Genomic DNA, 24,813 nt, shown 5'->3' with positions numbered 1-24,813 from the left:
GATAAGAATGATTACTTTTTTAGAGGAGGCATGACAAATGAAGGAGCTCATTGGACAGTGCACAAACTGCTGTAAAGATCTTTATTGTTTGGATGGCTTTTTTAATGGAGTCCATACCGAGCAGAAAGAGCTTTATTGTTTCGAATGCCACGAAAGTTTGAGAGTGGACAAGGAAAATCCGCAAAGCTAACCTTTGCGGATTCATGAAGATTAATTTTCATCTATTGATAAATCTTTAACTGGAAGTTTTTCTCCTTCTTTGTGGGTTGGCTTTCGTAAATGAAAGATTGCTTTAATACAGAATACCAGCAATATGACGACGCCGATTAAGAAAATGGTGTCAGGCACCGCGCGCCAAGTTAATAATGTTTCAACTATATCCTTTTGTAGGAATGATGCTGAACGTGAAGCTGCATATCCATGATTAAATGCTTCTTTTATTTGAATAATTCCAACAGGAAGCAAGGATAGGAAAACCATTCCGGCGAGTCCAACGTTTAACAAGATACAGCTTATTTTAATCCATTTATCATTCCAAGCCTCTGGTTTAACAATGTTTCTCAATGAGTATAGGAGTACTGCACATGCGAACATCCCATATACACCCATCATCGATCCATGGCCGTGTGCTGGTGTTAAGAATTGACCATGTTCGAAATAGCTGACTGCTGGTAAGTTAATCAAGAATCCAAGCGCACCTGCACCTACTAAGTTCCAGATGGCAACAGAGATTAAGAACCAGAATGTTCCTTTGTAAGGGAAATTCACTCCACCCTCGCGCATCATTTTGTATTGCTCATATGCCTCAAGGATTAATAAAGTTAATGGAATAACTTCTAATGCAGAGAAAACTGCACCAAGGGCGAGCCATACTTCTGCCGAACCATTATAGTAATAGTGGTGACCGATTCCAATTACTCCACTGCCTAAGAGCAGAATCAGTTGAAAATAGAGTTGTCTTACTGTTGATTTTTTCGTTACAAGACCAAGTTGTACCAATAAGAATCCAATAACAACCACCGCAAACACTTCAAAAATACCTTCTACCCATAAGTGGATAATCCACCAGCGCCAGTAATCAGCGAATGTAAAGCTGGTACCTGGATTGATAAACAGTGCAAAGATATAGAATGCTGGCACAGCAATAGCTGAGTAGAATAATAGGTGGATCAATCCACCCTTATCATTTTCTCGCTTAAGACCTGCTTTAATTCCTCGGTAAACGATAAACAGCCAGATAAGCATACCTACGATTAGAATTAGCTGCCAGATCCGGCCAAGTTCAATATATTCCCAGCCTGTATGTCCAAATAAGAACCATTTGATTCCTAAGTAACCATTTGCACAAAGCCATTCTCCAACCATACTTCCTACAACAAGAACAACTAGTGCCCAGAATAAAATATCTACTAATAAACCTTGTTTCTTAGGTTCATAACCTCCAACAAGCGGTGCAACATATATTCCCATTCCAAGCCATGCCGTAGCAATCCAGAAGATGGCAAGTTGCAGATGATAGCCTTTTGAAATATTAAATAGAATATCGTGAATCCACTTTATTCCAAAGAAACTATCTGGTTCGATATAATAGTGTGCGAGTAATGCCCCAAACATACACTGTACAAAGAATAAAGCAGCAACAATTACAAAGTATTTTCCTGTTTTCACCTGTGAACTTGTCACTGGCATTTTCCGTAAATCAATTTGTGGGAATTTACCTTCTTTATACGCTTCCTGCATTCCAAAATTATAACGATAGAAAACAAACAGAATCACTCCTACCATTAAGACAAATAAAGTAATGCTGGCACCGCTCCACCAAATTGCTGAGAAAGATAATTGGTTGCCCGCGTCTTCATAATATGGCCAATTATTTGTATAAGTGATTTTATCGCCTTCACGAACAGTACTTGAAAGCCAGGCAGTCCAGAAGAAGAAATCTGATATTTGTGTGATTTGATCACCTTTAGCAACATAGGCTCGATCTGTTTTAGGCATGTCCCCTTCCTTAATAAGGTTTGCCTTTAAACCAGCCGTCACCTTTAGTGAATACCTTTTTATAGTACTCTCTTACTCTTTCAAGCCCAAACGCTTGTGCATTTGTTAACTTCATTGTATCACTATCTGAGTCATAACGATTTTTACGCATTTCTTTTATTACCTTATTTTTAATAACTGATTTTTCATCTTCATTTAATGAAACAAAATCTTTATTATATTGTTCATTTGCTTTATAGTCCTGCATTCCCTCTGTATATAGCCTTAAAGCTTCCGCAGTATAATCAGGACCCATATAGGAACCGTGTCCTAGAACGGTACCATAATCCATTAAGCCGTACTTTTGAAAAACGGCCTGACCGCCCATAATGGTATCTTTCGTAAATAGAATGTCTCCTTCTTCATTTGTCACCTCAACCGGTCTTGGTGCCTGTTCTTTAAAGATCCAATAGCCGCCAACAAGTAATACGGTGAAGCTGAGTAAAATGGTGATTACTAAAATGGATTTCAGCATTACATTTTTATTTGTCTTCACCACTTTTTTTGGTGATGTCCCCCGTTGTATTTCCATGACAATCATCCTCTCGTGTTTCATTACAGTTCGTATTGTAACTTTCACAAGACCGACACAAAGTGAAGCATTTCATCCTTTTCCTGTGATATTTACCACACTACCTTCCATACTGAGAATAATTTTCATAAAAACTAGTTTCCTATGACGGAGGTCACATTATAGCAATGTAAAGACTGCTACAATTTAACTAAATCAGAATTACTAATACGAAGGTGATGTTAATGAAGCAAGGGGACATAGTGAAAAGGTTATATGTTGTTCCAATCTTTAAAGAATTGACTATAGAAGAACTAGAACCAATTGTGAAGATTGCTCAAACTCGGTGTTATAAACTTAAGATGTATGTTTTTATGCAGGATGATCCACTTGACAGAGTTTTCTTTATTCATAGTGGAAAAATTAAGATATGCAAAACAGATCATTCAGGTAAAGAACAACTAATATCTGTCCTTGAACCTGGTGAAATGTTTCCTCATGCAGGATTTTTCAGAAAGGGAAATTTTCCAGCCCATGCAGAAGTAATGGAGGATGCAAATCTAATCATCATCCCCATTGATAAGTTTGAAGAAATCTTACTTTCCTATCCAGAGCTTTGCATTAAGCTATTTAAAGTATTGGGTGAAAAAATAGTAGATTTGCAAGGAAGGCTAGAAGCTCAAGTTCTCCACAATACGTTTGAACAAATTATTTTATTGCTTATTCGGCTTTGTCAAACAAACGGTGAAATGGTTGATGGCCGGTATAGGCTCACCACACAGTTCACCAATCGTGAATTAGCCAATATGATTGGTACTTCACGAGAGACTGTAAGTAGAACAATTAATCAAGTGAAAAAGAAAAACTTTGTTACCCTCAATGAGGATGGTTTCTATCTAATTGACCGAGAAGCACTTCAACAGGAATTATTCTATTAATAAATTAATTTATTCGATTAGTTAAAAGGAGTGGTAATACGATGGAGCAAAGAATTATTGAACTTGATGTACGAGAGGATTTAAAGAATAAAATCGAACCCTTTCAAAAAATTATGGAGGGTATTAAGGAGATAAAGGATAATGATATTTTTATCCTTCATGCCCCTTTTAAACCAGTTCCACTGTTCGGGGTATTAAAAGCAAAAGGCTTCACGCACGTGGAAGAAGAAATTGATAAGAAGCACTGGAAAGTAACATTCACAAAGAAAGCTTAAGGAAGACGGGGAAAATTCATGATCTTAGATAATCGCGGTTTAGAACCGCCACAACCAATGATGAGAACCTTAGCAGCCTTGGAGACCCTAGAAGAAAATGAAACATTAACCATCATTAATGATCGGAGACCGATGTTTCTTTATGAACAACTCGAGGAATTGGGTTACAAGCAGCGCACAGAGCAACAAAATGACGGAAGTTTTAAAATTGAAATCTTCCGGTAAGTGGGGTGAATGAACATGCTTCCTCAAAATATGGGAAGTGAAACAACTATTAAACTTCCATTTTCATTTATTTTGTTTAGCTTAATAGCATTGGTGCTTTCACAATTTCTATTATTAGTGAATGGAAAATTAATGGGAGCAGGGAATTTTAGAATCCCCGTTATCTGGTCTTCAGCCCATTTATTAGTTCTAGGCTGGGCTTTAATGGCAGCGATGGGCGCGATGTATCAGCTAGTACCAGTTGCATTTCTAACCAAAATATGGAATGAAAAATTTGGTTTTATTCAATTCTTCGTGACAGCAGTCGGAATCGTTTCATTTTCAGGGATGTTATATTGGTCACCGCAAAATGCAATGATCCCTGGAATCCTAATGCTGCTTGGGATCTTAATGTTTTTATTCCAAATGTTAATGACCCTAAAAGTGCAAGCCAAACCAACTATTCTTACGGCGTTTGTTGGTTCATCTTTAGTTTGTTTATTCATTACAATTTCCTTAGGGATTACCTTGATTTATTGCTTAAAAACCGGGTTTGCTGGGGAATATTATCAGTCGATCTTTAAAGCCCATTTATTAATGGGGATTACCGGCTGGTTTACACTGTTAATTTTCGGTTTCTCTTACAAGATGGTGCCGATGTTTTCCTTATCCCATGGTTTTCCAATGGTTCAAGCAAAATATGTTTTTGCCTTTTACTTTTCCGGTCTTGTCGTAGCAATGATATCCTTCTTTACAAATAATAGTCTGCTTTTAAAAATCGGTTTCTTATTCCTGTTAATCGGTTTTACCATTTTCAGCTGGCATATTCGCCTTATTATCAAAAAAAGATTAAAGAAAACATTAGATAAACCGTTTACGTTCGCATTAGTTGCGATTGGGTTAGGGAATTTAATTCATTTGGCCGCATTTATCCTGCTATGGAAACACCAATTCACTACTATTTTAGGGCCGCTTATTTATGCCTATTTATTACTCTGGATTGTCTTTAGTATTATTAGTTATCTATATAAAATTGTACCTTTTCTTTGGTGGACTTATAAATATAGTAAGGACATAGGGAAAAGCAAGTTCCCATCATTAAAAGAGATGATGAATGAAAGAATTGTTACTCCTATTTTTTCTTTATTTATAATTGCAATTTTGGCGGTCTTTTGCGCCTTAACTTTTCATATTACTGTCCTGTTTAATGTCGGACAGTCCATCCTTTCCATGGTATTTATTATGTTTGCAATCAGTATCCTTCGCGTTTTAAAAAAATAGTGAGGTGTTTATGATGAATATGAAAGAAAAAATCTTAACTGCATTAAAAAGTGTCTACGATCCAGAATTAAACATAAACGTTGTGGACCTTGGGTTGATATATAATATCGAAGTTACGGAATCAGCTGATGTTTCTATAACCATGACGTTAACCACACCCGGTTGCCCACTCCATGACAGCATAACAAGCGGGGTTCGATACTGTGTGGAAGGTATCGAAGAAATAAGAAAAGTGGATGTAAATCTTGTCTGGGAACCAGCATGGTCTCCAGACAAAATGACCCCTGAAGGTCTTAGATTATTAGGAAGATAAGATAAAAGAGGAAGCACCCTGAATAGTGCTTCCTCTTTGCTCATTTGATCATGATTTGGCTTGTGTTGGTAAAACTTCTTTAATATTCTCTAAAACATTTGCATCAATAACTTCGTCTAATAGAATATGAACGGCTCCCTGATCCTTTTCACTTCTGATTAAGCGTCCAACACCTTGACGTAAGCGAAGGAGCATATACGGGAGGTCTACCTCTGCAAATGGGTCATCAACACCAGCTTTTTTCGCAGTAAAGACCGGATCATTCGGTGGAAAAGGAAGCGAAAATATCATCACATTTTCAAGTGATCTTCCCGGAATATCCAGACCCTCCCAGAGATGAATGGAACATAATATCGCATGTTCCTCATTCTGAAATTTAGAGACAAGTGTGCTGATTTCTTCATCGCCTTCAAAATAAATGGGATATGGGACCTCTCCTGAAAACTTCTTCTTAAGTTGAGCTAACTCTTCTTTATTATTGAGAAGAATGAGCGCTCGTCCTTCAGATTGGTGAATTCCCTTTAATAAATAATCCATTTTCGCTGCAATGTCGGCATGTTTAAAGGTTGGCAGGTAAAGAGCCATTTTATCATCATAATCAAATGGAGATGACACCGAGAATGATAAGTATTCGTCCACCCCAAGACTCGTGGCAATATAGTCAAATGATTTTTGATTTGCAAGCGTTGCAGACGAGAAAATAAATGGTTTTTTCTGAGTAAAGACTTCTTCACGCATTACTTCCTCAACCATTTTTGGCATAATAACCAATGTTCGTTCTCCACCTTTTTCCTCGTACCAAGTAATTCCATTTAACTCTTGAAGGAAAAGTGATAAAGAATAGGTGATTTGCTCCAGATACTCCTCCACAATTTTCAAATCATATTCATTAATGACATATAGTTCACTTTCAAATACCAATTCTTCCTCTAATGTTTGAAGCTTGTTTAGTAACTTCCTGCATGTCTTCAAAACCAAAGGATGCTTAGTAATCATCTGTTTTTCCGACCCTTGTGAAAGTGAGGAGAATTGTGAAATGACATCGAAAAATGCCTCATTATCTAATAATGCCTCTTCAATCGTATACAAGGTCTTTTCACGGACTTCATTTTCCATTAATCTTGTAAGTAATGTTTCTAAGGTATAATCCGTAAAACGGTAGCTTAAGGCTTTCTGTGCTGCATATTCAAGCAGGTGGCCTTCGTCAAACACAACAGAAGAATGCTCAGGTAATAATGGCAGCTGTCCTTCACGCTTTCTTGATTCCTTTGTCCATATATGCTCCATGTAAAAATCATGTGAACAGATGATTAAATCCGTAGCGTGTCGGTAATATTCACGGTGTAAGGTCAGTCCACAGCGGTGACGCTTTTCGCAAGAAAAACAATCTTGGACAGCATCCCAACTTACTTCATTCCATTTTTCATCCGATAAAGTTGGGTAATCCCTTCTGTCCCCATACCTTTCAAAGGTTTGCATGGAACCTACCGAATGCACAAAATCGGGTAGGTTTTCATAAATACTTGAAATATCATCGGAAAAATCATTACTCTTAGTTTGATCTAGCTTTTTTAAACACAGGTATTGATCTCGAGATTTAGCCAAGCGGACATCGATATCTAGTCCAAGAACCTTTTCCAACTTGGCGATATCTCCCTCTTTTTTAACTAATTGCTCAATTAATGTTTCATCTGCACAAGCAATGACAGCAGGCCGATTCGTATAACGGGCGTACATAATGGCGTACAGTAAATAAACAATTGTTTTCCCCGTTCCTACGCCCGCTTCAGCAAACATGACTTTTTTATCTTTATAAGCATTTTCGAGTTGAAAAGCCATGTAAATCTGTTCATCTCTTAGTTCGAATCCAGCTTCAGGTAAAATATCATAGAATAGGTCACCGATCCATTCACCCAATTTATCATAAAAGGATTCAGTTTTTGCAATCTCAAATGGCATACGTTTTTTTTGCATGGTACCTCCCCAAAAAACTTTCATGTGATACAACAAAAATAATGTTAATTCGATTTATTCATCTTTATTTAGTTCATTTTGACGAGGAGGTTTTTTTCCCCAATATTGATATAAATCCGTACGAATAAAGCCATTAAAGAGCTTTCGCTTTTTTGTAGCGGGCTTACCATAAAATTGTTCGAACTGCTCGTTGGAAGTTAAGATATACTTTGACCATGTATCGAGTGCTTCGAATGCCTGGCCCATTTCTTTATACATATGTTCGACTGCTTTTTTATCCCCGAGTCTTTCTCCATATGGAGGATTCCCGATGATAACACCGTATTGCTTATTCGTAGAAATATCTCTAACCTGCATTTGCTTGAAATGGATTAGGTCCGCAAATCCAGCTTCAAATGCATTATCCTGGGCAATTTTCACCATTCTATGGTCGATATCTGTTCCTAAAATATCTAAGGGCTGATCGTAATTTGCTAAGGCTTCCGCTTCATTTCTAGCGTCTTCCCAAACCTTCGCTGGGATCCAATCCCAACGCTCAGATACAAATTCCCGGTTAAAGCCTGGAGCGATATTTTGACCAATCATTGCTGCTTCAATCGGAATCGTCCCAGATCCACAGAAAGGGTCGATAAATGGACGGTCTGCTTTCCAGTTAGTAAGTAGAACAAGTGCTGCAGCTAGAGTTTCCTTAAGGGGTGCCTCACCTTGGTCGACACGATAGCCGCGTTTATGGAGCCCTTGACCGCTTGTGTCAATGGTTATGGTTGCAACGTCCTTCAGAAGCGCCACTTCGATGCGAAAAAAAGCTCCATTTTCCTCAAACCACGTACTTCGCTTATAGTGTTGTTTCATTCGCTCCACTACTGCTTTTTTAACAATTGCCTGGCAATCAGAAACACTGAAGAGCTTTGACTTTACAGATTTACCAACAACCGGAAATTCAGCATCCTCAGGTAAGAATTTCTCCCAAGGGAGTGCTTTCGTTTTTTCAAATAGTTCATCAAAGGTATAGGCCTTAAATTCTCCAACCTTTATCTTAATTCTGTCCGCTGTTCGCAGCCATAAATTGCTGCGGGCGATCGCATTTTCATCTCCTGTATAAATGACCTTTCCATTTTCCACTTCACAGTCGTATCCTAATGCACGGACTTCTTTGGCAACTAAAGCCTCCAGCCCCATTGCAGCAGTTGCTATTAATTGATATTTTCCCATTATTTCACCCTTAATTCATTTCATTTGTATGTATGTTTTTGGTTAATATGAATATTCTTTAATTCGCTTTCATTATTGACAAAAAGTAGTTATCAAATGCAATTTGTTCATCAAGAATAATAAAAAGCCCTCCTTATTAGGAGAGCCGTTTAATCCAGCATACATTCCCATTAATAACGTTCTGTAAGCCATGTTCTGTACCAGTGTACTACAAACGACACGGGTGTGTCTCGTACTTAGGTGGTAATCATCTATCTACAGGCTCAAATCCTAAACCTGTCCTTCTCCTTGTTCAATTCCTCAGAGAAAGTGCCCCTACCATTATTTGGGTTTCTCGCTCGTGGGGTTTACCCGTTCCACCCTCTCCATTTCTGGAAAGGCTCCGTCACTGTGGCACTTTTATAGGTATTCATACCATATCCTAATAGGACTTAGGTATTTTCCCGGCCGTCAACTGGATGCTAGCCCCAGCTGCCCTAGCTTATGAATTCGCTAGGCACGAACACTACGAGCATCTCAGCTCGTGCGAGCATGGACTTTCCTCTGCAAGATTGCAAATGCATCTTACAGCGATTACCCGAACGTTATTAATGAACACAATTTATTATATGTATTTCACGCTGGTAATTCAATGGTTATTATCAGGAAATCATCCTATTTTTTGTTAATCGTACAGTTTGTTACCAAAAACATGCTTTTCAAGATTCGATAACCGCTTCAAGATATCAAAATTCGTTGTTCCTGCAGGTTGTGCTGCTGGCTGCCTTTTTGAAGTATCTTCAAGCTGTTTTCGGAGACGAAGGTTTTCCTGTTGAAGTTCTTCAATCTCTTGATGAAATGTACCATAATCCTTAATAATTAGATCTAAAAACTTATCAACATCTTCTTGTTTATAACCGCGTACTCCAGACTTAAACTCTTTTTCTAAAATATCCTTCGCTGTTAATTTCACTTTATCTGACAGCATACTATTCACCTCGGTATTCGCCAATCACTACCTATTATTTTTTCAAAAATATGTAGTTTTGTCAATTTTCATTTGTTTTGTAAGTATTATGATTTTAAAATCTATTCAATATATGGAATAACTACAGTAAAAATGACCAAAAACTAAAAATCAGTCTGTTTCAATTGTTCTTCTTCCACAATCATTTGTAAATCATAAAATGTAATAAGTTCAATTAGGTATGGATTTTTCTTTTGGTATTCCATAGCCATTTCATATAGATATTTTGGGCTTCCTTCCTTTTCCTGATCGTAAAGGAGGAGGAGTCCATCACTTTTTTCAATAAAAAATTGATTTTTCAACCGAAATTGCCATGGTTTTTCATATCCCTTTTTCGTAACAGAATCAACGAAATCTGCTTGGGCAAGAATAGATTCATACCATTCTTGGTTATATTCCTTCCAAGATGCTTGCTGGTCTAGAAATGGTGTTATTATCGCGAGTTTTAAATCAGGAAATTCCAATTGTAATTCAAAAACAACCTCAGCAGCCCACAGTTCCACCCCCAGCTGACCGCTTATCAATACCCACGCTAACCCTTCTTCCACCATTGGCATTAATGATTTCTTTATAGCAGCCTTTATAAATAAAACCGATGGGTGGTCGTTCTTAAATATCCCTAATTCAAACGGTTTATAGCCTGATATGGCAAGAACTTTCATCAAAAATGTTCTCCTCAATAAAGAAAATTTTTTAAAATGGACAAACATTTGGACAAGGACAGCATATCATGTAGTAAGAAAAAATAAAAAACAAGGGCTAAAAAGCCCCTGTAATCGCCATTTCCCTGTTAGCGTCTAGGTCCCATGAATGGTCCTGGTGCAAATCCTGGGCCTCCTGGGCCAACCATTCCTGGGCCTCCTGGACCGAAACCTGGGCCTCCTGGGCCAAATCCTGGGCCTCCCGGACCGAAGCCTGGGCCTCCTGGGCCAAATCCTGGGCCTCCCGGACCGAAGCCTGGGCCTCCTGGGCCTCCTGGCAAAACATTTGGTAAAGCATTTGCTGCTGGCAAAACTGCTGGCATAGGGGCAATTGGGGCAATTGGTGCACATGGATTACAGCAGTTAATTTGCTGATTGCATACCTCTTCAGCGCATGACGCAGTTTGCGGGCAAAAATGTTTATGTTGATACAAATGGTGATTCACCGTAGTTGTGTGAACAGGGTGAATATGGGGAACCACTGTGGTTGAAAACGTATGGTTCACAAATTGTTGAGTTGGATGAACAACAGGCGGTAAAAAATTTGTTCCAAGGTACATAAAATAATCTCCCTTCATAATTTTGTTTACATTACAGCCTATGTTGAAGGGATTACTCTTGTACTAATGAAAATACCTATTTTTCCTTAAGGACAGTCATTTCCATGGTTTCTTTTTCGATATGTATAAATATGCCTAGCTTTGAACCCACAAAGTAGTTCTTTTCTAGACATAGTTTTTGTTTAGAGAAAAGAATAAACGCTATCTTTTAAACTTGTAAAAATAACTGCAGTCAAACCTACGACAACAAAAAATAAAAATAAAATTGCTTTATACATAATACCAGCTCCAAATGTTTTGTAAGTCTTTTTTCTCAATCCAATTTCAAATTTTACAACTTTCAACATTGATAAACAATATGGAAATGCTGGTTTTTTAAATAAAATTGCAAAGAATTTTTGACAATAACGTGAACATTACCAAAAACTATCATTTTTCTAAGAATTTTGCTCTTTTTCGCTCTAACCGTGCAAGTCTAAACTGGAGTTGTTCTAAGGTACATGGACCTGTATTTTTGGGTGTTTGTTCCGATTGAGATACAATCATGATCGCTTTTTGACAGTATTTGATCGCAAGTTCATAATCTTTTAATCTATGTTCAAATATTTTAGCCTGTTCTAAGCAGGCTTCTATCATCAACAGGTTTTCACCAGAATCAGCAACATCTGAAAATAATTTCTCCGCATTTACCCAATCGTGTTCTTTTTTGCGTTGAAATGCCAAAGATAATTTTGCTTGATAGGAGGTCCTATCACTGCCATTTATAAGTTTACTTAATACTTTTTCAGCTTGATTTTTTTCACCCAAAGATGCAAACCAACGCCCTACCTCAAACGACTCTGGCCTAGTTTGGTCTATGTCAATCCCACATAGTTGAAAAGTGATATGCGTGTATAAAGTAACAAGCGATAAAATATCGATTTCATTATGCTTTAGAATACCCAGCATTCCATCCGGCTGTTTACTTTCGATGAAATCAAAATAAATCATCGGTGCTAAAAAGCCAGGAATATCATCCACCCGCTCCACCCCAAGGACCTCTTTCTCCACTACAGCCAGCTTCAACCGTTCTAATTTATGCTTCCAAAGCCTTCTCGCCGCATGAAACAAATCAAAATGTCCAAACTGGGGCAATTGAGGTACATGCTCCCTAACAAGGGTATGCCTAGTTTTCACCTGTGGCCAATCAAATGACTTCCCATTGTAGGTTACTAGTGTTTTATAATTCACTTTTTCTAAAAAGCTTTGATATAAAGGGACTTCTGCCCCCGGATGAGGTAAAATATGCTGTCTTAAGATAAGGGAGTCTCCCGATACACTCGCATAGCCTAGTAGGAAAATGGTATTTCCTACCCCTCCTCCAAGTCCTGTTGTTTCAGTATCAAAAAAGAATAATTCTTCAGCTTGATGCCCTTTTGCTGATAAAGGATGATTAATTGGCTGTTTGTTCCAAATTTCGACTGCGGTTAGGAAATCACGAAAACAGTAATGGCCATGTCGATGTGAAAGTGGATATTTCAACTCTCTTACCAAACAGTAACCATCATCCAAAAAATAAGGGTACACGTTAGCCTCTTCCCATTTGTCCTTGAGTGGAACCTCAATGTTAGCTGCTTGTGGTGGAGTATGCATTTTTTCTGATGGTCCACCGACAGAAAGATGTGGTTTTAAACGATTTAATTTATTTTTTAACGACATCGCTCTTCCTTCTCCTAAATTGAGGATTTTAAAAAGGCATCAATTATTTTTAAGGCATCCTTTTTAGCTGATTCACTCACAGTGTCAGTACCAATACAGGACGGACAGCCAAATTCACACTGACATCCAGTGATCATTTTCTTTGTTTCCGCAAATACTTCTGACATCCCAGCGTGTATCTTCTCGCTTAAACCAATCCCGCCAGGATAGCGATCATAAAAGAAAATCGTTGGCTTTTCGTTATGGTCTGCCTTCACCTGCGGTATTACATGAATATCCTGTGGATCTGCCATTACGAATAACGGTGCTATATGGTTTAGTGCATGTGCCGTTCCAACAAGCCCCTGTTCGAGTCGCTCATGCCCCATTCCTGACAGCGATTGATTTAAGGAAATCCAGGCAGCATTGGTGTGCAATTCCTCTTCAGGCAAATGAATCGGTCCTGAACCAATATTTTCGTGGGTTTCAAATTTAATTTTTTTAAATATGGTTGCCATGGCTCTTACACTTACATCCCCATAGCCAAATTCTGCATCTTCTAATGATTGAAGTTTATCCACTTCTAAGACTTTTAATTGAACCGCTAAATTAGCATCAGTAAAATAATCTACATCCACTTCCCTAACAAAAGCCTTTTTCTCTTCCCAATCGAGTTTTTCCACTTGGAATTGAGTACCTTGATGTAAATAGATTGCTTCATCATGGAGAAGCGTCATTGCCGAAAAGCGGTCCATTTCCCCAATAACTTTGACATTCGCAACATCTGATTGGTCAACAATAATCACATTTTCCTGGGATGCCGACCGTAAACTAATATTATGGGCAGGAAAGGAATCATTCATCCAATACCACTTGCCACCATTATGATAAAGAACTCGTTCCTCTGTTAAGTATTCTAGTAGTTCCTCTGTTTCGACGCTTCCAAATTGCTCTCCTGCTTTAAAAGGGAGTTCATAGGCAGCACATTTCATATGATCAATTAATATAATTAGATTGTCTGGATTTATTCTTGCTGTTTCAGGGCTTTTATTAAAAAAGTAATCCGGATTCTGGATGATATATTGATCAAGAGGACTAGAACTGGCCACCATAATAACCAGTGCCTCACTATGCCTTCTTCCCGCTCTTCCCGCCTGTTGCCATGCACTAGATATCGTCCCCGGATAGCCAGTCATGATACATACTTGCAACTGTCCAATATCCACTCCTAGTTCTAGCGCATTGGTGCTGACCACGCCGTAAATCTCTCCTGAGCGAAGACCCTTTTCAATCTTTCTTCGTTCTGTAGGGAGATATCCGCCTCGGTATCCCATGATTGATTTTGCACCCAGCTGGTTTTTCACTAATTCTTGCAAATAAGTCAGAATAATTTCGACTCGTACCCTGCTTCTTGCAAAAACAATAGTTTGAATTTTATTTTTTAATAATTCCCCTGCAATTTTTCTTACCTCAAGCGTTGCGCTTCTTCTAATGTTTAATGGCTTGTTTACAATAGGAGGATTATAGAAGAGAAAATGCTTTGTACCGCTAGGTGCCCCATTGTTATCAATCAAGTGCATCTTTTCTTCTGTTAAGGTTTCTGCTAACTCAAGTGGATTTGCAATGGTTGCGGATGTACAAATAAACACAGGGTTACTCCCATAATAGTTACAAATCCGTTTAAGTCTTCTAATTACATTGGCTACATGACTGCCAAATACGCCGCGATACGTATGAAGTTCATCAATGACAACAAATTTAAGGTTTTCAAACAGTGAAACCCATTTTGTATGATGCGGAAGAATGGCCGAATGGAGCATATCTGGGTTCGTAATTACCACATGCCCAGCTTGTCTTACGCGTTGTCGAATATTCGCCGGTGTATCGCCGTCGTACGTATAACTATTGATTTCTACGCCTGCTGCTTGAATAATTTCATTGATTTCACTTTTTTGATCTTGTGCAAGTGCCTTTGTCGGAAACATATAAAGAGCTCGAGCGCTTGGATTTGCTAGAATCGTTTGTAAGACTGGAAGATTATAGCAAAGAGTTTTCCCTGAAGCCGTAGGAGTCACCGCCACAATACTTTTTCGCTCCATTATTTTTTCATAGGCAGCTTTTTGATGTGTATAAAGTTGCCCTATTCCTCTGCCATTTAGAGCAGATTTTAAAAATGGATGGAGGTCACTGGGAATCGGAACGGTTTGGGCCGGTTTTTCTTCGATTGTGTGCCAAGTGACGATATTTTCCTTGAATTGATCATTTATTTTTAAGTCTATTAATATATCTTGTAAGCTTTTCTTTAAGTTCATGCCCTATCACCTCATTACCTCTATTTTATCGAATGAACGTTCGCAACAAAAGTAAAAATAATTTTTTTATGTTATTATTCCTCTGGTATCTTCTTCCTCTATAATAAATAAATTTAATGCATTCTTAACAATTAATACCGATATCAGCAACTTTTTCTAATCATTTTTGTTACAATAGATTGTAACTGACTATTATGTGAAGGTGATCGAATGAAAATCGAACAAATAAAAAAGGTTCTCGCTGATTTTTCTCTTTTTCGTGAGTTAAATGATTTTGAATTAACTAAAATTACAGATATTTCCATTGCTAGGGAATGGAAAAAACAGAATCATGTTTTTCTCCAAGGTGACCCATTGGAAAATGTCTATTTTATTTACGACGGTAAAATCAAAATCTACAAAAGTGATATAAATGGCAAGGAACAAATTGTGGCTATCGCAAAAAAAGGCGAGATGTTCCCCCATGTTGGTTTTTTCAGAAAAGGAGGTTATCCAGCTTTTGCGGAAGTACTTGAGTCATCAACCCTAATATCGATACCAATCTCCAAATTTGAAACTGTTTTAATCGAAAACCCCGAGTTATGTATTAAAGTATTTAGAGTATTAGGAGAAAAAATTGTCGATTTACAAAACCGCTTAGAAGAACAGATTCTCAATAATACGTATGAACAAATTGTTAAACTTCTAATCCGACTTGCCCAAAAATACGGCAAAGAACAAGAAGATGGAACCATCCTTTTAAAATCAGAATTCACGAACAAGGATCTTGCCAATATGATTGGTACAACTAGGGAAACGATTAGCCGGACTCTTACTAAAATGAAAAAAGATGAATTAATTGAAGTAAATGACGAAGGTAACATGATAGTTGATATTAATATTCTAATGGAAGAGATTCATTTAATATAATAAAAAGACCGCAGCAAAATCTTTGCTGCGGTTTATCTTTGGTTATTTTATTGACAATTGTAGCATGTCTTCCATGTCTTCTTTTGCAGAACCAATTAATTTTAAATTAAAGGTGTCTTGAAGAACCTGTAATACACCTTCTGAAATAAATTCAGGTGGTTTTGGTCCAATTCGAATATCTTGGATGCCTAGGCTAAATAGACCTAGTAAAATCGCGACAGCTTTTTGTTCAAACCATGATAAAACAATGCTGATAGGAAGTTCATTCACTTCGCAGCCAAATGCATCCGCAAGTGCGAGCGCAATTTTCACTGTAGATCCTGAGTTGTTGCATTGTCCTAAATCGATATATCGTGGAATATTTGTTCCTGGTACAACTCCATAGTCCACATCATTAAATCGGAATTTACCACATGAGGTTGTTAAGATGACAGTCTCTGGTGGGAGAGATGTGGCAAGTTCACGATAATAATTTCCGCCCGGACCTGGTGCATCACAGCCTGCGATGACAAAGAAACGTTTGATTTTCCCTGCTTTAACTGCATCAATTACTTCGGGTGCTAAGCCTAGAATTGTTTCATGGTGGAATCCAGTAAGTAATGTTTCATCGGAATCAATGGAAGCTTCAGGAAGTTCCAATGCCCTGTTTATTAATGGGGTAAAATCATCATTGATAATTTTTTCTACATTTTCAAGTCCAGCAACTTCGTATGTAAACATTCTGTCTGCATATGTTCCTTTGATTGGCATTACGCAGTTAGTTGTTGCAAGGATGGCTCCTGGAAATTTTTCAAAAAGACGGCGCTGGTCATACCAAGCTTTTCCGATGTTCCCTTTTAAATGAGCATACTTTTTCAAAGCTGGATAACCGTGAGCAGGTAACATTTCTGAATGGGTATAAATATTGATACCCTTTCCTTCTGTCTGCTTTAATAATTCCTCTAACGCAAATAAGTTGTGGCCAGTAACAATAATGCATTTGCCTTCAATTTTGTTTTGGCTGACCCGGATCGGTTCAGGGATTCCTAAACGATTTGTATGGGCTTCATCCAGTAGTTCCATTACTCGGACCGCTGACTTACCAACTTTCATCGCCATGTCAATATGTTCTTGAACATTGAAATTTGAATTCGTTAAGGTCATGTATAAAGCTTCGTGTGTCGTAGCATCCACAAAGGGATCAGTATACCCTAATTGATTTGCATGTGTCCGATATGCTGCAATTCCTTTTAAAGCAAAAATAATGGTGTCTTGTAAACTAGCAATAGTTTCATCTTTTCCACATACACCTATTACATTACAGCCGCCAGTTGGGGTTTGCTCACATTGATAACAGAACATATTCGAATCCTCACTTTCGATTTCATTTCTGCTTTACTATACTAATCTCCTCACATTTTTATTGTGATTTAGGTCACATTTAGAGCAATTGTAATAATTTGTTCAAAAATTATCACAAATATAGGGCGGCACCTACCCAGATTTTTTAGCATATACTAGCGAGTGAAATATTGGAAAGCGAGGGAATCCACATGTCATCTATGGTGCCGAATGATAAAAATTCAAAAAAGCCTAGATCTGATTCTTTTGGTGAATTAATGAAAACGATGAACGATTTTTTCAATGAAAGACCAATTAAGGGCTTTTTACAGTCAATTGATGATTTTTTCAAAAGTCCATTTCCGCCAGGGGCAAGTTTCCAAGTTGACACAATTGAGACAGATAAAGAATATATTATCTCTGCTGAACTTCCTGGTGTGAATAGGGAGCAGATTCATTTAAACATCTCAGGAAATTATTTAACAATTTCAGTAGAAAATAAAGAACTTGAAACAGCCGAGGATGAGCATAACCAGATCTACCGACGAAAATACTTACAACAAAAATCATCGAGAACCATCTCACTTCCTTATTCCATTAATGAAAAGAATGTGAGAGCTTCCTATCGTGATGGTTTATTAAAGATAAGAATTCCACAAGAAAAGGGGAAAATTATAGAAATCGAGGAATAACCGATTTTTAATCTCCAAATAAAAGGACGGCTCGTCACCAAGCCGTCTTTTTTTTACGCTTTAAAGATTCCGCCGAATCCTTTTACCAGTGAGCTAACTTGATTAACAGCGTTCATCATCTGACCTGCTGTATTCACCATCTTATTAATGTCCACTGTTCCATCCTGGGACTTAAATGAATTCATAAACGATTGTACGCCCCCCGGCTGTTTTGGAATAGCACTAGATTTAGGATAGGGGTTCATCACTGGATATCCATTCATTGGCCCGTATTGTGGTTTTTGAACCATTTCTTCCTGTGGCTGTAATGGATTCTGAAAGATAAATTGCGAATCCTTTTGTGTAAATGGCTGGCTATTGTATGCGGGACTTTGAGAAACATAGCCAGCTTGATAGTTTTGCATATATGGCGGGAAAGCTTGCTGATAATAAGGATTTTGTGGATTTTGTTGTTGGTACAATGTCCAATCAAAGTTTTGGGGTGGGGCCTGATATAAGTATGGTGGATTACTATTAATGTGCTGCTGATTCCTTTGCTGACCAACTGGACCCTGGTGCATCATTTGCCCCGGGTATCCATAATTGAAGTAATTGGTCGATCTTTTCTTTCCAAACATGGGCAAACATCTCCTCCGCATTTTACCTACTACACTTTATGAAGAAAAGGAAGGAAAGGTGATTCCTGCGCAGGAGGTTCCCAATGTCAAAAAGACAAGAATTTTGTCTAAAGTTTAAATATTTTAAAAACTAGAAATCCATCACTTTCATGATACGATAGAAAAAAGGATGAAGGAGGAGCTAATAGATATGGACATTCGCGAACTAAAAAGCAAATTTATTCAAAGCAGGGATTATACAACTGATGATGTTAACGCATTAATGGATTTTGCTAAAAAAGCGTATATTCAAAACGATATTAACATTAAAGAATATCGTCTTCTTGTCCGTGAACTTGAAAAACAAGGCGCGGTAATTCCAGAAACGGATAATGAAAACTCCCTCATCGAACATTCTTAATACACACAAAAGAGATGCTGAGGCATCTCTTTTCTAGTTTTTTAACTCTTTCAATATTTCTTGAAGAAAATACTCTACGGTACGATGTGAATTGATAAATCTCGTTTTGCTGGTCTCCGGGAAAAAGGCTTGGATTGAAAGCTGATCAATGTGATCAGAAGTGGTATCGATTTGCTTCAAATGAAGATGTTTATGGTCTGCTGCTGAAAGCCATTTCTTCATGGCCTGTTTCCATTGGTCATTAATTCCCTTTACCTCATTTGCAAAAGGCTTGATAACTTCATGAAAATCATGTTTTATCCCAGCTTCCCTCCCCTCTTGATAAAACTTCATAAATAACCCATTGAAGGCTAATAGTTTTTCTGTTAATTGAATGATCTCTTCAGACATCTTAGTAAATATCCTTCCTTACTAAAAATAAAGCTATGTTAAACTTGCCTGTTGATTTCCACTCCAGGCGCGGGCGGTTCGGAGAGCCTCCTCTGCACTGTCCTCCCGCAGGAGTCTTTGCGCCTTCCGTTCCAGTCAAAAGGGTGATAAAATCACCAAAAAGCTTTAACATAACTCAAAATAAAAAGCAGCATGTGTATTGATTCCATGCTGCTTTAGTTGTTACTGTTATTTTAACGGCAATTTAAAGCCCAATTCAAGTTGTAAGGCTCTAGTTGATTTGTACTGGCTAATTCTAAGTTCGTAATAGAGGTACCTTTATCAAAAGTTTGTTCAAGTCCATATAGTTTTTGTTTTGATTCCAGGATCTTATCATGTTCTTCCTTATCTAGACTTTTACGCAGGTCTGAGAAGGATGCTTCTAGCACTACTTCCAATTCTTCTAATTGATCATATATTTCTGTAAGCATTGAAATCAATTTTTCCTTATCGGACAATGGCTTATTCAACATATAAACCCCTCCCAGCATTTTCTATTTAGTATAATTCTCTTTCTTTTTTTTGCTTCCTTCTGTCTTGACAAAACTAGAACCTATTCGTCAAAGGTAGTGTGAAAATGGCATTTTTCCCTCAGTTATTCGACACTAACTCCACCTGCATGAAAAATAAAAAAGCGCACATTCTAATATTGGAGGTGCTATTAATGTCCAAAAATAATAAGCAAAACAAAAAGCAGCAAACACAAGCGGATGAAGCTAAAAAGACAGGCTATGGCGATAAAAAGCTTGTCGGTGAAAACCGTCCAGCTGAATAATATCCCACAAAAAGCAAGGGACGGTTCCCTTGCTTTTTCTATTTCCATTTTTTAAATTGCAAGGTCTTTTGGATTGCCAGCATTAATTGGAGCTGGTTTGATTTTTCAAAGTACCAATCAGTCAGATGTATGGGATGGCGATGACGTACAGGTAGGTGCATCCACAAAGGGGATACCCTTCGAACCTTACTCCAATCCTCGTACTTATGATGATTATGCTCAATAACAGGAAAGGCTGCCCGTAAAATCGGTGTTTTTTGACCCGACTTTATTTTAAAATATTGTTCATAATCATATCTTGAACCAGTATGTGGTGTTTTGTCTGCGAACTCATAAAAATATGGAAAGAGCCGAGGGTGGAAAAGAATACTTGCAAGGCGTTTACCTAAATTGATTCTTTTTGAGAGTGATTTAAAGCCATTTACGCTTGCACCATATACTTCTCCACCGCATGTCGGAAACAGCACACAACTAAAATGAAGCCAGTCTTGAAAAGAAAACAACTTCGAGTGGAAAACCTTTTTCTTATATACAGGGTGTTCAATCACAGGTGTTTGAATGACATTTTGCTCATTAATGATTAAACAAGTAGTTAGTCGATTCTTATCGTTTTCATTCCAATATCGATACCATTCCTTTTGGATAAATCTAGAAACATGAAAATAAGGAAGTAAATGAAACATTTGTCGATTTAATTTCGTCGAATATTGATAGACCAATAACTGGGGATAGACATCATGAAAAATAAGCCAATTTGCCCGTTCATAGGTGAGGAATAGCTGTTTTCTCGTCATGTCTGTTATGAATGGAGAAAAAATCGACCCTTGCAGGTCACACATATTCCAGCCGCCATTTCTAGAAACCATACTTGCTAAGAAGGCCCAAATGATATCCGGATTTTTTTTAAAAAAAGAAAAATAAGCATCTGTCCGTGAAATATTATCAACATTTTTTTTATTGGTTTCTGCTTTAATTTGACGAATGATTGTTTGTTCCTGTATTGTAAGATGATTCATATTCATCTTCCCTTGTATTTTTTAATAGATTATTAGTACTACCCGAATGGTTTGGTTCCTTTTATGAAGAATGCATCATGTATGAATTAGGCATTCACGGTACAATTGTTATTAGCGTGTGTATGCGAATGTATTTTATACACCCCAATCTCGCTAAGATTTGATATGATAAGGAATAGCTTGAGAGGTGTAAAAAATGAATTTTAATTATCCTAATGGAAAAAGGTACATACCAAAAGAACTTGGTACAGACCCAGAAAGTCCGATGAAAAAAAGGAAAAATGGATCTTACAGCAATAGAGGTATGACTCTGGAAGAAGATTTGAATGAAACAAATGAATATTACCGGGAAAGAAAAGTAGCGGTCATTCATAAGAAACCAACGCCTGTACAAATTGTTCAGGTTGATTATCCAAACCGTAGTGCTGCAGTAATCAAAGAGGCTTATTTTAAATTAGCTTCAACCACGGATTATAATGGTGTGTATAAAGGCAGATATATTGATTTCGAAGCAAAGGAAACACAGAATCCTACCTCTTTTCCATTAAAGAATTTTCATCAACACCAGATACAGCATATGGAAGAAGTGCTGAATCAAGGAGGGATATGTTTTGTTATCCTTCGTTTTACAAGGTATGAACAAGTTTTCTTACTAGAAGCAAAACACTTGCTATCATTTTGGGAGCGAATGACCAATGGAGGCAGAAAATCGATCACCAAAGAAGAAGTGGAACAAAAGGGATATCTGATTCCGCTTGGATTTCAACCCCGAATTGACTATATTAAAATTATTGATAAGCTGCACAATTGAGAAAAGGCTCGAAAGGAAGGAATATTACAATGTCTGAACAATACCAATCTAGAGAGGAGCGCAGAAAGAAACTCCAATCTAAAAGTACACCAAAAGCCAAGAAAAAATCTGGAGGAATTGTAAAGAAAATTTTTCTTACATTAGTAGCCCTTGGTATTATTGGTATACTTGCAGGAGTTGGTACTTTCGCGTACTTAGTAAAGGATGCTCCCGAACTTGATCCAAAGTTATTAAAAGATCCAATCCCTTCAAAGATATTAGATAAAGACGACAAACTAGTGACAGAAGTAGGTGCAGTTAATCGGGAATATGTTAACTATAAAGATATTCCACAGGTGGTTGAAAATGCAATCTTAGCAACAGAAGATTATCGTTTTTATAAGCATCATGGTATTGACCCAATTCGATTAGGCGGCGCTGTCCTAGCAAATATCCAACATGGATTTGGCTCTGAAGGTGCCAGTACCATTACACAGCAAGTGGTTAAAAACTCATTTTTAACCCCTGAAAAAACTTTAAAGCGAAAAGTTGAAGAAGCATGGCTTTCCTATCAATTGGAACAGCAGTATACGAAGCACCAGATCTTCGAGATGTATGTAAATAAGGTATATGTTTCTGAAAATAGTCATGGTATTGCTACCGCTGCAAAAATTTTCTATGGAAAAGAATTAAAAGATTTAACACTTTCAGAAGCAGCCCAAATTGCAGGGATGCCGCAAAGTCCGAATAATTATAACCCTTTTGATCATCCTGATTTAGCTGAAAAAAGACGAAACATCGTCTTAACGTTAATGCATCATCATGGATTTATTTCTAAGAAAGAGATGGAAGATGCGAAAAAGGTTTCCGTTAAAGATACCGTCTTAAATGAAAAAGAGCGGGAAGTTAAAGAAAAACCGTTTGATTCATTTGTTGATGCAGTTATTGATGAAGTGAAGGAAACGTCTGATTTTGATATTTTTACAGATGGCTTAACCATTCATACAACGCTTGATCCAAATGCACAATCCTATGTCGAGGACATCCTTAATAAAGATGACGTTATCGACTATCCTGATGATGAATTCCAAGCTGGGGTTGCTCTTCTGGATACCAAAACAGGAGAAATCCGTGCGATTGGAGGAGGGAGAAATCAAAAAGTTAAACGAGGATTTAACTATGCGATTGACACCCAGCGTCAACCTGGATCAACCATCAAACCAGTTCTTGATTATGCTCCAGCAATTGAATATTTAAATTGGGGAACATATCAAATGATCGAGGATAAACCCATTACTTATTCTTCAGGGAAAAAATTTGGGAACTGGGACCAAAGTTATAAAGGAGCAATGACGATTAGAACAGCTTTGCAATTATCACGAAATTCACCTGCTGTTCAAGCCTTACAACAAGTTGGTCTTGATAAGGCAAAGGATTTCGCTATTGATTTAGGTATACCTTTAAAGGAAATTTTTGAGTCCTATGCGATTGGTGGTTTTAAAACGGGTGTATCACCTCTTCAAATGGCTGGTGCGTACAGTGCTTTTGGTAATAAGGGTATTTACACAAAACCCCATGCTATTAGGAAAATAAAACTCCGTGATGGTACAGTGATAAGTACTGCGCCAGAACCAAAAGTAGTCATGAAGGATTCGACTGCTTTTATGATCACCGATATGCTGCAAAGTGTACTTGAATATCCAGGTACAGGTACAAGGGCGAAAGTTCCCGGTCTTCCGATTGCAGGTAAGACAGGAACAACTAATTATACAGATGAAGAAATACAGAAATGGGGTATTCCAAGCAGCAGATCCGTGCCTGATGCATGGTTTACTGGTTATACCACGAATTACACTGCATCCATTTGGACTGGTTATAAAGACCGAAGTACTCCTATCAATGCAGTTGGAAATAATCAACGCTTAGCACAATTATTATTTAAAAACATCATGGAATATGTATCAAAGGATATTGATACACCTGACTTTAAAATGCCAAACAGCGTTCAAAGAGTAAGGATTGAAAGAGGTTCCATGCCACCTGTATTAGCAAGTGAATACACACCTAATAGTGAAATTATTACAGAGTATGCAGTGAAAGGTCATTCACCTAATAGAGTCTCTACAAGGTATGACAAACTGGATGCTCCAAAAAACCTAAGTGCAACCTATGATCAAATGAGTAATAATATAGGATTAACATGGAAATACAAGGGATCCCAAAAAGCCAATGTTACTTTCTCGATTACAGTAGATAACGGAACAGAACAAAAGCAGTATACTCAAACAGAAACGTCCTTAACTATACCAGCTGTACCTGGAGCGAAGTATAGCTTTACAATCATTGCGATTAGTGGGAATAGACAAAGTGATCCTGTCACAACATCTCTGGATATTCCTGCCCAAGAAACGGATCAAGGTAACGGTACCCAGCCTGGTACCCCACCTGGGAACGGAAATGGTAATGGGAATGGTAATGGGAATGGGAATGGGAACGGGAATGGAACTGGAACTGACACTGGAACTGGAACTGGAACTGACACTGGAACCGACACTGGAACTGGAACTGGCACTGGAACTGGCACAGGTGATGACAATGGAGGGGATCAAGGTAATGATGGCGGAACTGCTCCACCAGATACCCCAGTTGACAATAGCACGGGAGATGGGGCAAACTCAGGAACGCCAGGCTAAGCCCTCCTAATAAAAACCATAAAAAAGCGTCTTAACCATTTGGTTGAACTGTAACCCATAATATGGACAGTTTAATAAAGAGCCTATGCAACTAACAGGTGACCTCGGTATTGTACCGGGGTCATCCTATTTAATCCCCACTGGTAACGATCATTATTGTACTCTTCGATA

General features: G+C 37.8%; 22 protein-coding genes, 1 other RNA gene and 1 pseudogene. 10 read left to right on the top strand and 14 right to left on the bottom strand.

Translation table 11 applies throughout. The features are described 5' to 3' along the window. Positions 1–210: 210 nt before the first annotated feature. Positions 211–2,569: pseudogene (locus KW850_RS22555) on the bottom strand (nitric-oxide reductase large subunit). 224 nt (positions 2,570–2,793) lie between these two features. On the opposite strand from KW850_RS22555, the gene KW850_RS22550 reads away from it, so the two are divergent. From KW850_RS22550 to KW850_RS22530, 5 genes are read left to right on the top strand one after another with little or no spacing between them, the layout of a single operon-like run. Further along, positions 2,794–3,486, top strand: a complete 693-nt coding sequence (locus tag KW850_RS22550) for a Crp/Fnr family transcriptional regulator (RefSeq protein ID WP_218350006.1) — start codon at positions 2,794–2,796, stop codon at positions 3,484–3,486. A gap of 41 nt (positions 3,487–3,527) precedes the next feature. Beyond that, positions 3,528–3,761 carry a DUF2249 domain-containing protein gene (locus KW850_RS22545; protein WP_218350005.1) on the top strand — a complete coding sequence of 78 codons (234 nt, stop codon included), beginning with the start codon at positions 3,528–3,530 and terminating at the stop codon, positions 3,759–3,761. Between the two features lie 18 nt (positions 3,762–3,779). Further along, a complete protein-coding gene (locus KW850_RS22540) occupies positions 3,780–3,986 on the top strand; it encodes a DUF2249 domain-containing protein (RefSeq protein WP_218350004.1) in 207 nt (68 codons plus the stop codon). Between the two features lie 15 nt (positions 3,987–4,001). Then, complete coding sequence (locus tag KW850_RS22535; protein WP_218350003.1) at positions 4,002–5,246, top strand: hypothetical protein; 1,245 nt, start codon at positions 4,002–4,004, stop codon at positions 5,244–5,246. A gap of 13 nt (positions 5,247–5,259) precedes the next feature. Then, positions 5,260–5,559: a metal-sulfur cluster assembly factor gene (locus KW850_RS22530; RefSeq protein WP_218350002.1), complete on the top strand. Its 300-nt coding sequence runs from the start codon at positions 5,260–5,262 to the stop codon at positions 5,557–5,559. Between the two features lie 48 nt (positions 5,560–5,607). On the opposite strand, the gene KW850_RS22525 is transcribed toward KW850_RS22530, so the two are convergent. The 8 genes from KW850_RS22525 to KW850_RS22490 form a co-directional block, all read right to left on the bottom strand. Further along, a complete protein-coding gene (locus KW850_RS22525) occupies positions 5,608–7,533 on the bottom strand; it encodes an ATP-dependent DNA helicase (protein WP_218350001.1) in 1,926 nt (641 codons plus the stop codon). A gap of 54 nt (positions 7,534–7,587) precedes the next feature. Further along, positions 7,588–8,745, bottom strand: a complete 1,158-nt coding sequence (locus KW850_RS22520; RefSeq protein ID WP_218350000.1) for a THUMP domain-containing class I SAM-dependent RNA methyltransferase — start codon at positions 8,743–8,745, stop codon at positions 7,588–7,590. A 179-nt stretch (positions 8,746–8,924) separates the two neighbouring features. After that, positions 8,925–9,330: RNase P RNA component class B (rnpB, locus tag KW850_RS22515), an RNA gene on the bottom strand. A gap of 79 nt (positions 9,331–9,409) precedes the next feature. Further along, positions 9,410–9,712: a cell division regulator GpsB gene (gene gpsB / locus KW850_RS22510; protein ID WP_218349999.1), complete on the bottom strand. Its 303-nt coding sequence runs from the start codon at positions 9,710–9,712 to the stop codon at positions 9,410–9,412. 143 nt (positions 9,713–9,855) lie between these two features. Further along, entirely contained in the window at positions 9,856–10,413 is a 558-nt protein-coding gene (locus KW850_RS22505) for an SLOG family protein (RefSeq protein ID WP_218350095.1), read from the bottom strand. 128 nt (positions 10,414–10,541) lie between these two features. After that, positions 10,542–11,012 (bottom strand): CotD family spore coat protein, encoded by a 471-nt coding sequence (locus KW850_RS22500; protein ID WP_218349998.1) that lies wholly within the window; start codon positions 11,010–11,012, stop codon positions 10,542–10,544. Positions 11,013–11,441: 429 nt separating this feature from the next. After that, complete coding sequence (locus KW850_RS22495; RefSeq protein WP_218349997.1) at positions 11,442–12,710, bottom strand: ribonuclease H-like domain-containing protein; 1,269 nt, start codon at positions 12,708–12,710, stop codon at positions 11,442–11,444. 14 nt (positions 12,711–12,724) lie between these two features. Next, positions 12,725–15,001 (bottom strand): DEAD/DEAH box helicase, encoded by a 2,277-nt coding sequence (locus KW850_RS22490; protein WP_218349996.1) that lies wholly within the window; start codon positions 14,999–15,001, stop codon positions 12,725–12,727. 210 nt (positions 15,002–15,211) lie between these two features. Between KW850_RS22490 and KW850_RS22485 the strand changes: the two genes are divergently transcribed. Continuing rightward, positions 15,212–15,910 carry a Crp/Fnr family transcriptional regulator gene (locus KW850_RS22485; protein ID WP_218349995.1) on the top strand — a complete coding sequence of 233 codons (699 nt, stop codon included), beginning with the start codon at positions 15,212–15,214 and terminating at the stop codon, positions 15,908–15,910. 42 nt (positions 15,911–15,952) lie between these two features. Here KW850_RS22485 and hcp read toward each other — a convergent pair whose 3' ends face one another. Continuing rightward, the gene (gene hcp, locus KW850_RS22480) at positions 15,953–17,251 is read right to left on the bottom strand and encodes a hydroxylamine reductase (RefSeq protein WP_218349994.1); all 1,299 of its coding nucleotides are present in this window, start codon (positions 17,249–17,251) and stop codon (positions 15,953–15,955) included. Between the two features lie 191 nt (positions 17,252–17,442). Here hcp and KW850_RS22475 point away from each other — a divergent pair, with 191 nt between their 5' ends. Beyond that, the gene (locus tag KW850_RS22475) at positions 17,443–17,922 is read left to right on the top strand and encodes an Hsp20/alpha crystallin family protein (RefSeq protein ID WP_218349993.1); all 480 of its coding nucleotides are present in this window, start codon (positions 17,443–17,445) and stop codon (positions 17,920–17,922) included. Positions 17,923–17,975: 53 nt separating this feature from the next. Here the strand turns inward: KW850_RS22475 and KW850_RS22470 are convergent, their stop codons facing one another. After that, positions 17,976–18,539, bottom strand: a complete 564-nt coding sequence (locus KW850_RS22470) for a YppG family protein (RefSeq protein WP_218349992.1) — start codon at positions 18,537–18,539, stop codon at positions 17,976–17,978. Positions 18,540–18,729: 190 nt separating this feature from the next. On the opposite strand from KW850_RS22470, the gene yppF reads away from it, so the two are divergent. Next, positions 18,730–18,939: a YppF family protein gene (yppF, locus tag KW850_RS22465; RefSeq protein WP_218349991.1), complete on the top strand. Its 210-nt coding sequence runs from the start codon at positions 18,730–18,732 to the stop codon at positions 18,937–18,939. Positions 18,940–18,972: 33 nt separating this feature from the next. On the opposite strand, the gene KW850_RS22460 is transcribed toward yppF, so the two are convergent. The 3 genes from KW850_RS22460 to KW850_RS22450 all read right to left on the bottom strand — a co-directional run bounded on the left by KW850_RS22460 (position 18,973) and on the right by KW850_RS22450 (position 21,159). After that, positions 18,973–19,329, bottom strand: a complete 357-nt coding sequence (locus tag KW850_RS22460) for a DUF1798 family protein (protein ID WP_218349990.1) — start codon at positions 19,327–19,329, stop codon at positions 18,973–18,975. A gap of 233 nt (positions 19,330–19,562) precedes the next feature. Continuing rightward, positions 19,563–19,841, bottom strand: coding sequence for a hypothetical protein (locus KW850_RS22455; RefSeq protein WP_218349989.1), 279 nt, complete (start codon positions 19,839–19,841; stop codon positions 19,563–19,565). Between the two features lie 340 nt (positions 19,842–20,181). Next, complete coding sequence (locus KW850_RS22450) at positions 20,182–21,159, bottom strand: DUF2515 domain-containing protein (RefSeq protein ID WP_218349988.1); 978 nt, start codon at positions 21,157–21,159, stop codon at positions 20,182–20,184. Positions 21,160–21,355: 196 nt separating this feature from the next. Here KW850_RS22450 and recU point away from each other — a divergent pair, with 196 nt between their 5' ends. Continuing rightward, entirely contained in the window at positions 21,356–21,970 is a 615-nt protein-coding gene (gene recU / locus KW850_RS22445) for a Holliday junction resolvase RecU (protein ID WP_218349987.1), read from the top strand. A gap of 29 nt (positions 21,971–21,999) precedes the next feature. Further along, entirely contained in the window at positions 22,000–24,642 is a 2,643-nt protein-coding gene (locus KW850_RS22440; protein WP_218349986.1) for a PBP1A family penicillin-binding protein, read from the top strand. Positions 24,643–24,813 lie beyond the last annotated feature (171 nt).

This window comes from Bacillus sp. sid0103, assembly GCF_019219025.1.
The sequence above is the reverse complement of the archived record's forward strand: the minus strand, read 5'-3'. Positions and strand labels throughout refer to the sequence as shown.

Bases quoted from the DNA above. Each gene is read 5' to 3' on its own strand.
- KW850_RS22550 (WP_218350006.1), top strand. From the start codon at position 2,794: ATGAAGCAAGGGGACATAGTGAAAAGGTTATATGTTGTTCCAATCTTT.
- KW850_RS22545 (WP_218350005.1), top strand. From the start codon at position 3,528: ATGGAGCAAAGAATTATTGAACTTGATGTACGAGAGGATTTAAAGAAT.
- KW850_RS22540 (WP_218350004.1), top strand. From the start codon at position 3,780: ATGATCTTAGATAATCGCGGTTTAGAACCGCCACAACCAATGATGAGA.
- KW850_RS22535 (WP_218350003.1), top strand. From the start codon at position 4,002: ATGCTTCCTCAAAATATGGGAAGTGAAACAACTATTAAACTTCCATTT.
- KW850_RS22530 (WP_218350002.1), top strand. From the start codon at position 5,260: ATGAATATGAAAGAAAAAATCTTAACTGCATTAAAAAGTGTCTACGAT.
- KW850_RS22525 (WP_218350001.1), bottom strand. From the start codon at position 7,533: ATGCAAAAAAAACGTATGCCATTTGAGATTGCAAAAACTGAATCCTTT.
- KW850_RS22520 (WP_218350000.1), bottom strand. From the start codon at position 8,745: ATGGGAAAATATCAATTAATAGCAACTGCTGCAATGGGGCTGGAGGCT.
- gpsB (WP_218349999.1), bottom strand. From the start codon at position 9,712: ATGCTGTCAGATAAAGTGAAATTAACAGCGAAGGATATTTTAGAAAAA.
- KW850_RS22505 (WP_218350095.1), bottom strand. From the start codon at position 10,413: ATGAAAGTTCTTGCCATATCAGGCTATAAACCGTTTGAATTAGGGATA.
- KW850_RS22500 (WP_218349998.1), bottom strand. From the start codon at position 11,012: ATGTACCTTGGAACAAATTTTTTACCGCCTGTTGTTCATCCAACTCAA.
- KW850_RS22495 (WP_218349997.1), bottom strand. From the start codon at position 12,710: ATGTCGTTAAAAAATAAATTAAATCGTTTAAAACCACATCTTTCTGTC.
- KW850_RS22490 (WP_218349996.1), bottom strand. From the start codon at position 15,001: ATGAACTTAAAGAAAAGCTTACAAGATATATTAATAGACTTAAAAATA.
- KW850_RS22485 (WP_218349995.1), top strand. From the start codon at position 15,212: ATGAAAATCGAACAAATAAAAAAGGTTCTCGCTGATTTTTCTCTTTTT.
- hcp (WP_218349994.1), bottom strand. From the start codon at position 17,251: ATGTTCTGTTATCAATGTGAGCAAACCCCAACTGGCGGCTGTAATGTA.
- KW850_RS22475 (WP_218349993.1), top strand. From the start codon at position 17,443: ATGTCATCTATGGTGCCGAATGATAAAAATTCAAAAAAGCCTAGATCT.
- KW850_RS22470 (WP_218349992.1), bottom strand. From the start codon at position 18,539: ATGTTTGGAAAGAAAAGATCGACCAATTACTTCAATTATGGATACCCG.
- yppF (WP_218349991.1), top strand. From the start codon at position 18,730: ATGGACATTCGCGAACTAAAAAGCAAATTTATTCAAAGCAGGGATTAT.
- KW850_RS22460 (WP_218349990.1), bottom strand. From the start codon at position 19,329: ATGTCTGAAGAGATCATTCAATTAACAGAAAAACTATTAGCCTTCAAT.
- KW850_RS22455 (WP_218349989.1), bottom strand. From the start codon at position 19,841: ATGTTGAATAAGCCATTGTCCGATAAGGAAAAATTGATTTCAATGCTT.
- KW850_RS22450 (WP_218349988.1), bottom strand. From the start codon at position 21,159: ATGAATCATCTTACAATACAGGAACAAACAATCATTCGTCAAATTAAA.
- recU (WP_218349987.1), top strand. From the start codon at position 21,356: ATGAATTTTAATTATCCTAATGGAAAAAGGTACATACCAAAAGAACTT.
- KW850_RS22440 (WP_218349986.1), top strand. From the start codon at position 22,000: ATGTCTGAACAATACCAATCTAGAGAGGAGCGCAGAAAGAAACTCCAA.